This is a genomic window from Candidatus Accumulibacter phosphatis, assembly GCF_000024165.1.
GTDB lineage: Bacteria > Pseudomonadota > Gammaproteobacteria > Burkholderiales > Rhodocyclaceae > Accumulibacter > Accumulibacter phosphatis.
This window is the reverse complement of record NC_013194.1, coordinates 761,164-775,381: the sequence shown is the minus strand read 5'-3', so window position 1 is coordinate 775,381 and position 14,218 is coordinate 761,164. Positions and strand designations below refer to the sequence as shown.

Sequence of the window (14,218 nt, the reverse complement as noted above, 5' to 3'; positions counted from 1 at the left end):
GATCCTGAGGGGACTTGCGGGGCCTGTCACGGCTTCGCAGCTGGCAAGAAATTCTACACCAAAACGCCTCGCCACTCGGTGCGAAATTCATAATTATGGCGCTCGCCGACCTCCGCGCCGGCCATCCCGAGGACGCCGCCGACGTCACGAGCCAGCCGCCTTCGCCAGCGTGCGAAGCTGCGACAAGTCGAACGGCGTCGTTATGCCAGAACCTGGCGCCTGGAATTTCCGCTCGGTCGAGGAACGCCTGGCCGAGAGATGCGGAGCCCATGGTGACGTCTAATCTGCGGCCATCGCCTTTGCCCGCACTGCCAGCACCACGACAGCCATGGCTGGAGCGTCAGGTGCAGCGTCTGGTTCCGGCCGACTACTTTTTGCTGACCTTCACGCTGCCGGCCGAATTGCGCGGACTCGCCGCGGCGCACGCCGACGTCGTCTTCGATTCGCTGATGCGCTGCGCCTGGGAAACGGTGCTGCGCTTCAGCCAGAACGACCGGCAGTTGCAGGGGACGCCGGGGGCGATCGCTGTCCTGCACACGCACTCACGTCGGCTCGACTTCCACCCGCATGTCCATCTCGTCGTCCCCGCGGCGGCGGTCGATGCGGCGACGCCGCGCTGGCGATGCAAGCGGCGCGGCAAGAACGGCACCTACCTGTTCAACGAGAAGGCGATGGCCAAGGTCTTTCGGGCGAAGATGCTGGCGGCGATCGAGGCGGCCGGGATCGGCCTCCCGGCGTCGGATTCGCGGCAATGGGTGGCGCATTGCCAATCGGTTGGCAGCGGTGAGAAGGCCTTGATCACCCTCGGTCGTTACCTCTACCGCGGCGTCATCCGGGAACAGGATATCGTCGCCTGCGAGGATGGCCAGGTGAGCTTCCGCTATCGCAACGCCCAAACCGGCAGGTCGGAAAGGCGCACGCTTTCCGGAGTCGATTTCCTCTGGTTGATTCTCCAGCACGTGCTACCCAAGGGCTTTCGCCGCGCACGCAACTTCGGCTTCCTGCACGCCAATTGCAAGCGCCTGATCGGCTTGCTGCATCTCTTGCTGAAGTTCGATCCGAACCGCTTCAAGCTACCGCGCAAGGTGCGGCCAGCGATGCTCTGCCCATGCTGTGGCGCCGTGATGGCGATCGTCAGGACGCGGATTCGACCGACGTCGTCCGTAGTGGTCGCTGTCTTGCCGGTCATTGGAGTCGCCCTCTCATCATGTAAGCCGAGCCCTCAGCGCTGCCCGGCCGCACGCGGGACTTCAGTTTCCCCAAGCTGAGCGATGCGGCCGCCCGGAAAGCGGTGGCCGGGACGCGAAAACGGCGGCTTTCGGGAGATCGGCGCCGCGCATGCGCCGGCGCGCCGAAACTTCCCGCTCCCGCCCCACCGGCGTTCATGCCTATGGGGTCATTCCAGAAAAGATGTTTGCAGGGGGGGCGCCCCGCTCTCCGGCCCGGGCTCGTCCAACAAACGGATCAGATCGTGGCTTCGCACGATCTATCCTTACTCGTTATGCGTATGTTTCATGAGCAAACCTAAACAAGTACCAACACGGAAACACCCAGCCGAGTGACAGAAGTTGTGCGAAGCCTAGGCACCCAAGTGTGATCCCGACACACACAAACAACATGGACCAACGGGCGAACCGGGGCAGCATCACGGGTGAAAGCAGCAGGCCTCCACACACAAGAGCAATAAGCAGAGCAATGCATGTAAAACGCACGATGGTGTCAGCTGGAGGTTCGAGCGAAAACAACGCGCTAACTGACCCCAGCTGATTGCCGAGTATAACCAGCACGCCTATCGAGATGATTGAAGGCCAGAGGAACGAAAGCGCGGCTAATGCGCGAGGAGAGTTACTAAGACGCATAACGTAAAGTTGAGGCGCCTGCGCGGCTTTTTGCGTAGGTCGCTTCGAATGCAATGTTAGGCCAACTAGAGTAAATACTCATGGCTTATAGCCCAAAGATGGCGGGCCTTCTGGGTATTGAGGCAGGTTATCTGCAATTATTAGCCACGGTTGCTTTGAAGATATCCAAAAATGCATGTCAGGTTTGAATAGTGACGGTTCGTCGAGACTACCGGCTGTTAAGCCGATGACTCCTGCAGCTACACGCCGCGAGAAAATGCTTGAACCGCAATGCGAACAAAAACCGCGCTCAAGAGTTTCTGAAGAGTGAAATGTGCTGATTGGGCCAGAGATAGCAACATGTTCGATGCGCATGAGCACGCGAGCGTTGAAGGCAGCGCCGATAACTTTTTGACAAGCCCTACAGTGGCATATCCTCTGGTTCAAAGGATCAGAAATCGTTTCGTACCGCACGGCCCCACATAGACAGCCACCACGAAATAAAGTCATTCAGCAAGCTTCTTTCTACAACAGCCTAATGTAGAGGAGAGGGACGGCCTGCAAGCGCAGCTTGCAGGCCGCCCCTCTCGACCGCCATGTTAGAGGCTGGCTTGCGCACGGACTCTCTCAATGAGTTTTGCTTCGAGGTTCTTTAACTTCTGGTAAAGCTCGTCAGCTTTTTGGTTGGCATTGGAGTCGACATCTCCGTCTATAACATCGAACTTTCCGTAGCCAGCATCAGAGGTTGCATCGACTAACAGTGCTCGCTCGTCGTCGGTGAGAACCGCACCATGTTTTGACATAAAGTCGGAAAGTCGCGTTTCGATTCTTCCAAAGTCGTGAGCAATTTCGTCACACGCCTCATACCAGTCCATGAGCGGGTTGTTATAGCCCGGAAGGATGGAGTGAAAGAGTGTGGAAAACGCGGAGGCTGCTTCCAACTCGCGCTGAAAAAATATTTCCGACTTCTTCAACTGAACTTTGTAACTTTCCACGTTTCGAGCCATTTCGTTCTTCAAACGCTCGATCTCGGCGTCAGTCTTTGACTTCAGCTCGGATTCAAAGACTTTGGTGTCGCGGACGATTAGTTTGTCGAGCAGTGATTTCGCTAGCACTGCCAAGATAGCTATTAGCGCCGCATTGCCGCCAAATGCCAAGAGGATTGCTTGCCAGAGTTCCATTGAAGCCTCTAACGTGAAAGCTCAGGCGCGCTACGCGGCTTTATCGCGCAGCGTCGCTTGGAGCGCAGAGTTGGGCTATTGATTTGCACTTAATCCGACCCTGGCCCCTTTGATCTTGACCCCATGTTTTGTTTTGTTGCTTACCTGCCGTCGGTCGGCAGTCGGCCATAGAACCAGACGGTGAAGATTCTTCTCCAAAGCCGACCGGGCGGATCAACCGTAAGCAGTCATGCCGCTGGGGATGTCAATTTCCTCGCCTGGCCGACCGCTACGCGTCGGGAAGCAGTCAGTGGGTGTAGCATGACGTCGGTCGGCTACCGGCCAGGAGCGGCCGGTGAGGTGATCGAAAATTCCATTGTTTGGGCGACTGCTGTTCCACCGGAACCGGACCTGTCCCCGGAGTGGCACCTTGAGCCATTGAGCTAGCCATACCGTGGTCTGTCCCTTGACGACCAGCGACCGTATCGAACAGAGCCATTAGTCCACCATTCCTTCGCTAGGGAGCGCAAAAAGACCTTATCGTCCCTTGCCAAAACATGTTTGGCGTTTTCGAAGCACGTTTCACAGAATAAGAAACACGTCGACGTGTCGTGGCCGAGCGCGATGAGTCCCTCTGGTGGTTGGAGAACACAATCGCATCCGTTGCAGAAAGCGAAAGGACGCTTGCCCACCGGAATTCCCCCCGAGAGAGGATCAGTGGCGGGCGGGGGTTGGCGAGTCGAGGGGGCGCGAGGAGGACTGGTCATGGGATGCTGCAAATTCCGCTGACACGACGGATTGTCTTCCCGAACGGCCCGAACTCTAGCAATATCATCATCTGGCCTTCCTCCCGAGCACTCGCCAGCAAAGTCCCGGAAGGAATGCCGATGGAAGGGATCGCCACTCAATTCTTCGGCCCAATATGCACCTTCCCGCAGATTAGGGGTTCCCGTTAAGGTTTTCAGCTCTTTTGCGGTGGGTAAGCGCCAGTCGTGCTTCCCACCTAACGCCAGCGAGGAACAAAATGATCGAGCCTCGTCTAGGCTCCGCATGCGGCCATCGTCGTCCTCTTGCCATATGCGGCTAGACCGCTCGTCGCTGCTAGTGCCGTCCGCGTTAGGCTTAAGCCGCGCTCTGGGATGTTGCGCAATAGCGTTTGCATAATCCTTTGCGGGACCAGAAGCAGCTGCCCTTATGGCTACCCATGCAGCCTCGCTGTCAATAGAAACAAGCGCTTCAGCAGCGCGCTCGTACAGTCGGAGCATCTCGGCGGTTCTATTGTCCGGCCAATGGAGTACTTCACTGAGGACCTCGACTGCACGATTCGTCCCAATATCTTCAAGAACAACAACCGCTAACATAGCGCTCCGAGGCTCGCCCTGAAAGTCAAATCTGATGACGTTTGCAAGTATAGGGACGGCCCGATCGCCCTTTGAGACTAGCTCCCGCCGCAGCTCCTTCACGCGCTTTTCATGCTCCTCATCATAATATAAGAGTCGCGGACCCCGGCAGAAACTACTCACCAGATCGTCAATCTCTTTATCCGTCGTGTCTTCGCGATGCCCTTGGGGAAAAATGCGAGATTCTGCTGATCTTTTGACCGGGGACGACTCGTGACCAGCCGGTCCACCAAACAACTTGGTCCACCAACTCATGATGCACTCTCCTTTCTCTTGACGCCGTTGGCTCGTAAGCACCCCCTATGGGCACCGACAGATGTCTGTGCCCAACGTGGAAGCTCAGGCGGCGGACGCGGCTTTATGCGGCCGGTCGCCTGGAGCGCAGAGTTGGGCATGGATGCATGATTACAAGACCCCACGCTTTTACCCCACGCTTTGCGATATGTTATGGACAAGAGAGTTTACCTCCTCTTGAATCTGGTTTGAGAAACTCGCATCGCAATTGATCGTCGGTCTTAGTCGCATCAAAGGTGCCTACCTTCTCGAGGTTAAGCGCGTCATTGATGACATAAACCTCACCTGCGTGAGGTTGAACATCCCCCAATTTTTCCTGACGGTCCACACGAAATAGCATGTACCTACCCTTCTCACGTAGGATAATACGAGGAGGAGACGCTGTCATATCGATTTTTTGAGAACCATAGATCGACGCGCCTTCAGTATCAACAATTGCGATGGAGTCAGTCTTTGGGATAGAAACTATATTCTGCTGAACGCCACACCCAAGAACGGCTGGCATTAATACAACCACTACGCTAGCAAATAGACTAGGTAATCGTCTATTGTGAGATAAAATCACCGACGCTGCCGATGCAGCACTTGACGTTGCAAATGCACCTAAAGCTGGATCTGAGCGCTTCATGTTGGATCTCCTTGGCTGGCGCGCCGAGACGTTTTCTTCGCCAAGCCCGCCGAAAGAACTTGAACACTCGATAGCAAGATAAATGTAGCGACAGCGGCTTTGCAGAGTGATTTCATATGACCCCCTTGTCTCAGGTGTGAAGAAGTACTTCCATGACAACGCTGCTTTGACGCCCAACGTGAAAGCTCAGGCGACGGCCGCGGGTTTATGCGGCCGGTCGCCTGGAGCGCAAAGTTGGGCATGAATAGGCGCTCGCTAGATGTGACCCCAAGCTCGGTGTTCGAGTATGGGGCTACCTGCAATGCAATGCTGCAAGCCGCTCGAAAATTTTCAGACTCTGCAGTGTCCTAGCATCGCCACCCTCTTGCCACCATACCCATGCTCGTTCCTTTCCCTCTGTCGGTGAGTACCCGTAACGTGTCCAGCTTTGGTCCCAGCACGAGTCGCATGCGAGATAGGTGTCTTCGACATCATCCGGTATTCCAATAAAGCCCTCCGGTGCGCTAATGTCAACAGAGCAGGTGTCACAAAGCCCGCCTTTTCGGTTTTGGTGCCAAGATATTTGAGGAACTCCGCTTATCGGCTTCACGACACCCAGTGCCTTCAGCTTTGCGGCAAGTGAGAAACGCACAATTCCAGTCTTCTCAGTATCGAGGAGGAAGGACAGGATTTCCTTGTCGTCTAAATTCTTGATAGCACACCACCGCATGACGGCGCTTGGATCCAACCTAGCAATCTGTCCTAACTCAGCTTGGTCTGTTAGCTTTCTTAGGGCCAGCCACTGCACAAGCTCGCCCTCGCCACTTTCACCTCTTGCGAATCTTGCGAGTTCAGTATCGGTTTGACATTTCTCAATGCGCGCGAAGGCATCGTCTGCCTTCACCTTACGGAGCTTCATCTGTGCGGCGCGTAGCACTAGAGGATCTGAGTCTCTGAGGGAAATTTCCCTTAGTAAGTCCTTATCGACAATTTGATTCTTGACCTTGTCGAGCCTGACTTCCCACGAACCTCCGAGGCGAAAGATCAAGCACCTGATAAAAGATGACATGCTCATGTAAAGATCTCCAGAATATCCGCAGGCGCTTGCTCAATCACGCCGGTTTCAGGATGCGCACTGCAGTACGCGCCGCCGCGGCAGCCGCGACGCGGCCACGACCGGCAAGGGCCACGGGAGACGTCGAACCGCCCGCAGCGTAAAGCCGATGGGTGCGACACGCGAAATGCAAAGGACTCTCCCCCTCGGGTGCCCAACGTGAAAGCTCAGGCGCGCTGCGCGGCTTTATCGCGCAGCGTCGCTTGGAGGGCAGAGTTGGGCTATTGATTTGCATTTAATCCGACCCTGGCCCCTTTGATACGGCCCTAAGCTTTCCTACTTGGCAGACGCGCTTGTCGGCGCGCCGGCAACTCGGTGTTTGGATACGTCTATCGCCGCATCGCCATGAATGAATTTGACGGGAACGCTACCGCGAGAGATCGCGAAGGGAATGTCCTGCGTTGTTTTACCGCCGCTTAGCGCATAGGATGATAGTAGTGATTCCGTCGGTGTGCCGTCCGCCATTTCAAGCAGCGGTCTTCCAAATGTTGCTCCCTCGGTCCCTGTGGCGTCGTAGTTTACGCGTAGTACGAGCATTTCGAAGTCTGAACTGCGCGGTCGCATAGTTCCTCGGCCGTCATTCCATTCCGGCATACGCTCTATCGAGTGGACGCTTACGACGACACCCTTGTGCTTGGCTGCCTTGTTTGCGCTACCATCAGAGCACGAAGCCAGGAAGGGAACCAGTACCAAAATCAGGATCAGGATCGACGCAGAGAGCGGTGATCGGTGCATTAACATTGTATTTCTCCAGAGAGGCTTGAACGTGGGTGAAAGGCCGGGCAATTTGGTTGGCCGGCCGCACAAAGGCTATTAGGAACAGAACCGCAGCTCGCTGATATTCGCACTTGCTGCGGGACCGCTGACAAAGTATTCACCCATGCAGGCTGCTACACAACTGGATGGGTGACTTGGATGCGCGGCCCAACGTTGGAGGTGAGCACCTTGACGCCGTAAGGCGGCGAGTGTGCTCCAGCGACGCGTTGAACGGGAAAGGCGGCGGGGAAAGCCGGAAGGTCTCCATGCCCACGGCCGGACAACCCACCACGAGGTACCTGCCTTACTCCGAAGTGTGCGCTGGGCGTGTGTATGAACGCTCGCGTTATACATCCGCTCAGTACACACTTCGCTTATTAGCAGATTCTTCACGCTTTATACAGCCCACGCCAATGTGGTAGCAGTACCCTTGCCCGTTGCGTCCATCAGCGCAGCCGCCTTTCCCGAGCAACGTCGAAGCTCAGGCGACGGCCGCGGCTTTATGCGGCCGGTCGCCTGGAGCGCAGGGTTAGCCACCACCAGCGGTAACCATTTGGTAGTAGCTGAGATAGATTTGGCCTGTTTGGGCAGCATGGCGCTTTTTCCGTAGTAATAGGCTTATGAAGTCGATTCGTTCTTCAAAGACAGCCATTAGATCGCCCCCATCCACAAGCAGTAGTGACGCTCCGCCAGCTTGGTGTGCAGTGACTCCATCTTGTGAAAAACCATTGATCGAGAGAAAGATACCTAGGGTGTTTTCAAGCTTTGTCCTGACTTTGTCGGAGAACACTGCCAGGTCCGCTTTATTGACCAACTCTTTTTGCCACTTGGCTTCAAACAGGTACTCAGTGCCTTCAAGAGAAAATGCCCCATCGATCTGCTCGCCGAGGTTCTTGAATGATGCTTTTGGATCAAGGTCGAATAGCTCAAAGAGTTCGTACATTACGCGCTCCAGTTCAAAACCTCTGCTTTGTGCATTGTCGAAGCCTACCAGCGCCATATACCGAGCTTTGATTGCTTCTAACTTTTGACGAACTGCTGCGTTCTCTCGTAGCTTTTTGGCCGCAAGTTCTTGCCGACGTTTGATGTCGTCTTGTTCTTTCTTGACGTCTTGGTGTGGCTCGACGAGTTGCTTTAGTTGGTTAACCGCGTTCCTAGCCTTTTCGACCTTTTGCGGGCCATCATCAAGAGGCTTTAGATGCGAAAAATCAGTTAGTTTGCAAAGTTCGTAGCAGACCTTCGTTAGATCTCCCAGATGCGCAGCAGGATCGATAACGAGGTAGTCGACGATGTCGGATGCAATCTGACGCTTGTAGTTTTCCCAATTGAATTTGTTCAGTATTCCCGGGTTGGATAAGCACAGTTGCAGAAAGCCTCGAAGCTCGGATTTGTACCAATAGACAGAACAGAGCGCTTCCTTGAGCGCCATAATACCAGCCGGTGATAGTTGCTTTGCCATGTGGCAATCCCTGTTTTGTGGTGGCTAACGCCCGAAGTGAGGCGCGGCCCGCTTGCGGGGCGTCGCGCTCCACTGAAGAGTTAGGGGGCAGAAAGGAAGACATATGCACGGACTGACGGGAATGCGCATAGTGCCGCACTTATTGGCACGAGAGGTTCGCGACGAGTGGAAAGTGGAACGCCACCCGATACCGAAGAAGCGGAAACAGTGGTCCGTGGTGAAACACCACATTGACCGACCGGGTTGCTACCAAATTGGAAACACGTTCTACATGCACCCGGAGCTTGTCGAGAAGTTGAAGCAAGCGACGACGCCCTCTAACGTGAAGTGGACACCAAGAAATGTGTATAAAAGTACAGTACAAGGTGTATACTACGGCTCATCCTCTGTAACCTCTTGATTTCTTGAAAGGTGCTGACGATGAACACACCTGACACGACGCAAAACACACCTTCGGAACCCAAGCTGCTCGATCAGCTTCGCGACCGGATCCGACTGAAGCATTATAGTATCCGAACCGAAGCACAGTATGTTCAATGGGCGAGGCGATTCATCCTCTTCCAACATAAGCGCCATCCACGGGACATGGGGGCGCGCGAAGTCGAGGCCTTTCTCACACACTTGGCCGTGGAAGGCCAAGTGGCCGCGGCGACGCAGAATCAGGCGTTGTCGGCCTTGTTGTTCCTGTACCGGGAGGTCTTGGGCATTGACCTGCCGTGGCTCGACGGCGTGGTGCGAGCCAAGCGGCCAGCGCGCTTGCCGGTGGTGTTGTCGGGCAACGAGGTGCAGCGCGTTCTCGACCGGATGCAGGGAGTCCAGGCCCTGCTCGCGCGTTTGCTTTACGGCAGCGGCATGCGCCTGATGGAATGCGTTCGCTTGCGGGTGAAGGATCTCGATTTCGAGCGGTGCGAGATACTGATTCGCGACGGCAAGGGGGCGAAGGATCGCGTAACGATGTTGCCGGAGACGCTGATAGCGGAGCTGCGCGAGCATCTGGCCCGTCGCAGACGGATCTTCGAGGACGATCTGCGACTTGGGAAAGGCGGCGTCTACTTGCCCTTCGCACTCGAACGCAAATATCCGGCCGCCAACCAAACCTGGAGTTGGCAGTACGTATTCCCATCCGGGAGTTACTCGATCGATCCGCGCAGCGGGCTGGAGCGCCGCCATCATCTTGACGAGAAGCTGCTGCAACGGGCGATGAAGAAGGCCGTGATCGCAGCGGGCATCACCAAGCCGGCCACGCCGCACACCGTTCGCCATTCGTTCGCCACCTCGCTGCTCGATAGCGGCTATGACATCCGCACTGTGCAGGAACTGCTGGGCACGCCGATGTGAGCACGACGATGATCTACACGCACGTGCTCAAGCGCGGCGGGCGAGGTGTTCGGAGTCCGCTCGACGCACTGGTGTAGAATGGGGCGTTGTGACTCTTCACGGCTATGCTCGGCCACCGCAGGTCGGGTTGGCACAGCGTAACCGGACGTTCTTGCCGCGGGATGTTGGGTTACGGCCTGCGGCCTAACCCAACCTACGACGCTACGGCGCCGCGACACCAGGATGCCCGTGGGCGAAGTGCGACGGTGGGTCTTTGCCGTACAGATCTGGCTGCTGTCGCCCGTTTTCCTCGACCGATGATCCTCAATCCCCCCCCTTCTGTGCAGCCGCGAACGCCAAGCCGAGCGGCCGACCCCTTCGCTGACTGCCTGGCAGCCGATCAGCGCCGTCTGCGGTCGATGGCGCGCGACCTGCGACACCTCTTCGGCAGCAAGCGTGATGCGCTGCAGGTCCAGCGCGACGAACTGCTCGGAAGATCGCGGGCAGCCGTCGCGGCCCGGCGTGCGCGCCTGCCGGAACCCGAGTTTGCCGACGACCTGCCGGTCAACGGGCGGCGCGACGAAATCGCCGGTCTGATCGCGAAACATCAGGTGGTGATCGTCTGCGGTGAAACGGGCTCGGGCAAGACGACGCAGATCCCGAAGATATGCCTTGCCCTCGGCCGCGGCGCGACCGGTCTGATCGGCCATACGCAGCCCCGCCGCATCGCTGCGCGGGCAACGGCGATGCGTATCGCCCAGGAGTTGCACAGCGAGTTCGGACGTCTGGTGGGCTACAAGATCCGCTTCAGCGACCGCACGTCGCCGGAAGCCTTCGTCAAGCTGATGACCGACGGCATCCTGCTTGCGGAGACGCAGGGCGACCCGTGGCTCGAACAGTACGACACGCTGATCATCGACGAGGCGCACGAGCGCAGCCTGAACATCGACTTCCTGCTCGGCTACCTCAAGCAGCTCCTACCGAAGCGACGTGACCTCAAGCTGATCATCACCTCGGCGACGATCGATGCCGAGCGCTTTTCGCAGCACTTCGACGCTGCGCCGGTGATCGAGGTCTCGGGCCGCCTGTACCCGGTGGAAGTGCGTTATCGCCCGCTGCAGAGCGCGGATGTTGACGCCGCAGGCAATGCCGCCAGCGACGACGAGCGCGATCTGTACGATGCGATTGCCGACGCCTGCGACGAGTTGCATCGCGTCGGGCCCGGCGACGTGCTGGTCTTCCTGCCCGGCGAGCGCGAGATTCGCGAGGCGGCCGAGGCGCTGCGCAAGCACCACCCACCGCACACCGAAATCCTGCCGCTGTTCGCCCGCCTCTCGGCCGAAGAGCAGGGGCGCATCTTCAAGTCGCATGTCGGCCGCCGTATCGTGCTGGCGACGAACGTCGCCGAGACCTCGCTGACCGTGCCGGGAATCCGCTACGTCGTCGATTCGGGGCTGGCGCGCGTCAAGCGCTATTCCTACCGCAACAAGGTCGAGCAACTGCAGATCGAGAAGATCGCGCAGGCTTCGGCCAACCAGCGTTCCGGGCGCTGCGGCCGGGTGGCGGCGGGCGTCTGCATCCGCCTTTACGACGAACAGGACTTCGCGCTGCGACCGGCGTATGCCGATCCGGAGATCCTGCGCTCGTCGCTGGCCGGCGTGATCCTGCGCATGCGAGCGCTGCGCCTCGGCGACGTGGAGGATTTCCCCTTCCTCGAAGCGCCGCCGCGCAAGGCGATCAGCGACGGCTACCAGTTGCTGATCGAACTCGGCGCGGTGACGGCCGAGCACGCGCTGACACCGGTCGGCCAGGAACTGGCGAAGATGCCGCTCGATCCGCGCCTGGCGCGCATGATCGTCGGCGCCCGTGCTGAAGGCTGCCTGCGCGAGGTGCTGGTGATCGCCGCCGCGCTCTCGGTGCAGGATCCGCGCGAACGTCCGCAGGAGAAGCAGGGAACGGCGGACGCGGCGCACCGCAAGTTTGCCGACGAGAAGTCGGAGTTTCTCTCCTGGCTCAGGCTCTGGGACTGGTATCAGGCCGAGATCGAACACCGCAAGTCGCAGCGCAAGCTGGTCGAGGCCTGCCACGAGAACTTTCTCTCGGCACTGCGCATGCGCGAGTGGCGCGATATTCACAGCCAGCTGCACGCACTCGCCGCCGAGCATCAGTGGCAGGAAAACCAGTTGCCGGCGACCTACGACGCCATCCATCGCGCCCTTCTCGCCGGTCTGCTCGGCAATATCGGCTGCAAGTCGGAGGACTCGGGGTATTACCTTGGCGCCCACGGCATCAAGTTCCTCATCCATCCGGGCTCGCCGCTGCAGAAGAAGGCCGGCAAGTGGGTCGTCGCGGCGGAACTCAGCGAGACGACGCGCTTGTTCGCCCGCTGCGTCGCGCGCGCCGAACCCGAGTGGCTCGAACGCGTCGGCGCACATCTCCTCAAGCGTAGCTGGTTCGACCCGCACTGGGAGCAGAAGGCGATGCAGGCGATCGCCTTCGAGCGCATCACGCTGTACGGGATCGTCGTTGAAGCGCGCCGGCGGGTGAACTTCGGGCCGTTGAACCCGTCGGCGGCGCGCGAGATCTTCCTCCGCCAGGCGTTGGTCGGCGGCGAGGTCAGCGAGGAGTTCGCCCGCCGCTGGGATTTCTTCACGCACAACCAGCAGTTGATGCTCGACATCGAAACGCTCGAACACAAATCGCGTCGACCCGACGTGCTGGTAGACGACGAACTGATCTTCGCCTTCTACGACCGGGTCGTCCCCGAAGGAATCTTCAGCGCCGCCGCTTTCGACAAATGGCGGCGCGAGGTCGAACGCGAACAGCCGCAGTTACTCCACCTGCAGCGCGAAGACCTGATGCGGCACGAGGCCGCCGGCATCACCAGCGAAGCTTTTCCGCATCAACTGCGGCTCGGCGGCGTGGACTTCGAGCTGGCCTACCACTTCGAGCCGGGCAGTGGGCGCGACGGCGTGACACTGAGCGTACCGCTGGCGCAACTCAATCAGCTTCCGGCGGCACGCTGCGAGTGGCTGGTGCCGGGGCTGCTCAAGGAGAAAGTGGTGCAGCTCGTCAAGACGCTGCCGCAGAAGATCCGCGCCAAGCTGGTGCCGGTACCGGACTTCGCTGCCGAGTTCGTCGCCCAGGTGCCCCCTGCCGACAAGCCGCTGGTGAGCGCCCTGGTGAGCTTCATCCTGCAATCGCGCGGCCTCAACGCGCGCGGCTGGGAGATCACTCCCGACGCCTTCCGCCCCGATGTTCTGCCGGCACACCTGTCGTTCAATTTCCGTCTGCTCGATGAAAATGGCCGCCAACTGGCGATGACCCGTAACCTGAGCGAACTGCGCGCCGAGTGGGGACGCGAAGCGAAGCAGGAGTTCACCGAGCTGCATGAAACGCCCGACGAGTACTCGGGAATGACCGACTGGGTATTTGGCGAACTCCCCGAGCTGATGGAAGTCGAGGCCGGCGGCGGCCAGCGCGTTCTCGGCTACCCGGGACTCTCCGACGATGGCGACAGCGTCTCGCTGTGCGTCTTCGATTCGCCGGAAGAGGCGCGGCAGGCGCATGCGGCGGGCCTCCTGCGCTTGTTCATGCTGCAGTTCCGCGAGCAGGTGAAGTACCTGGAGAAGAATCTTCCCGGGCTGACACCAATGGCGATGCAGTTCATGCCTCTCGGCACGCTCGACGAGTTGCGCCGGCAGGTGATCGAAGTCGCCTGCACGCGCGCCTGCCTGGGAGAACCGTGGCCGACTGATGCGGCCGGTTTCCGCGCCCGCTGTCTCGAGGGCAAGGCGAGGATAAACCTGCTGGCGCAGGAAATCTGCCGCCTGGTCGGGCAGATCCTCACCGACTGGCAAGCCTTGCAGAAGAAGCTGCCGGGCTTCAAGGCCTACCCCGGCACGCTGCAGGACATCGAGGCGCAGCTCTCGCGCTTGATCGGCAAGCGCTTCGTCGCGGAAACGCCGTTCGAGCGCCTGCAGCACTACCCGCGCTACCTGAAGGCGATCGGGCTACGTCTCGACAAACTGAAGGCGGCAGGTAGCCTCGGGCTGGCCCGCGACGCGCGCCTGCTTGCCGAGTACGCGCCGCTGTGGGCCCACTACGAGCGACGGGCCAGCGTGCGCGCCAGGCAGGGGGTGCGCGAGCCGCAACTCGAGCAGTTTCGCTGGTTGCTCGAGGAACTTCGCGTGCAGTTGTTCGCGCAGGAACTGCGCACGCCGGTACCGGTATCGAGCAAGCGGCTGCAGAAGATGTGGGAGGGCATGTGAGG

Annotated in this window: 8 protein-coding genes and 2 pseudogenes; 3 read left to right on the top strand and 7 right to left on the bottom strand. The window is 58.9% G+C overall.

Going from position 1 to position 14,218, the window contains the following annotated elements; translation table 11 throughout:
• Positions 1-285: 285 nt before the first annotated feature.
• Positions 286-1,268, top strand: a pseudogene (locus CAP2UW1_RS03265) (IS91 family transposase); the annotation flags it as partial.
• A gap of 669 nt (positions 1,269-1,937) precedes the next feature.
• On the opposite strand, the gene CAP2UW1_RS24320 reads toward CAP2UW1_RS03265, so the two are convergent.
• The 7 genes from CAP2UW1_RS24320 to CAP2UW1_RS03250 all read right to left on the bottom strand — a co-directional run bounded on the left by CAP2UW1_RS24320 (position 1,938) and on the right by CAP2UW1_RS03250 (position 8,628).
• Positions 1,938-2,348 carry a GFA family protein gene (locus CAP2UW1_RS24320; protein ID WP_015765247.1) on the bottom strand — a complete coding sequence of 137 codons (411 nt, stop codon included), beginning with the start codon at positions 2,346-2,348 and terminating at the stop codon, positions 1,938-1,940.
• Between the two features lie 89 nt (positions 2,349-2,437).
• A complete protein-coding gene (locus CAP2UW1_RS03260) occupies positions 2,438-3,019 on the bottom strand; it encodes a hypothetical protein (RefSeq protein WP_015765246.1) in 582 nt (193 codons plus the stop codon).
• A gap of 422 nt (positions 3,020-3,441) precedes the next feature.
• The gene (locus tag CAP2UW1_RS24315; protein WP_363319291.1) at positions 3,442-4,263 is read right to left on the bottom strand and encodes an Lcl domain-containing protein; all 822 of its coding nucleotides are present in this window, start codon (positions 4,261-4,263) and stop codon (positions 3,442-3,444) included.
• 580 nt (positions 4,264-4,843) lie between these two features.
• Positions 4,844-5,320, bottom strand: coding sequence for a hypothetical protein (locus CAP2UW1_RS25290; protein WP_199931562.1), 477 nt, complete (start codon positions 5,318-5,320; stop codon positions 4,844-4,846).
• A gap of 292 nt (positions 5,321-5,612) precedes the next feature.
• Positions 5,613-6,374 (bottom strand): hypothetical protein, encoded by a 762-nt coding sequence (locus CAP2UW1_RS03255; RefSeq protein ID WP_015765244.1) that lies wholly within the window; start codon positions 6,372-6,374, stop codon positions 5,613-5,615.
• A gap of 315 nt (positions 6,375-6,689) precedes the next feature.
• Positions 6,690-7,154 (bottom strand): hypothetical protein, encoded by a 465-nt coding sequence (locus CAP2UW1_RS25285; RefSeq protein ID WP_199931561.1) that lies wholly within the window; start codon positions 7,152-7,154, stop codon positions 6,690-6,692.
• A gap of 544 nt (positions 7,155-7,698) precedes the next feature.
• On the bottom strand, positions 7,699-8,628 hold the full coding sequence (locus CAP2UW1_RS03250) for a hypothetical protein (protein WP_015765243.1): 930 nt from the start codon (positions 8,626-8,628) through the stop codon (positions 7,699-7,701).
• Between the two features lie 420 nt (positions 8,629-9,048).
• On the opposite strand from CAP2UW1_RS03250, the pseudogene CAP2UW1_RS03245 reads away from it, so the two are divergent.
• Positions 9,049-10,043, top strand: a pseudogene (locus tag CAP2UW1_RS03245) (integron integrase).
• 219 nt (positions 10,044-10,262) lie between these two features.
• The gene (gene hrpA / locus CAP2UW1_RS03240; protein WP_081444095.1) at positions 10,263-14,216 is read left to right on the top strand and encodes an ATP-dependent RNA helicase HrpA; all 3,954 of its coding nucleotides are present in this window, start codon (positions 10,263-10,265) and stop codon (positions 14,214-14,216) included.
• Positions 14,217-14,218: the final 2 nt, after the last annotated feature.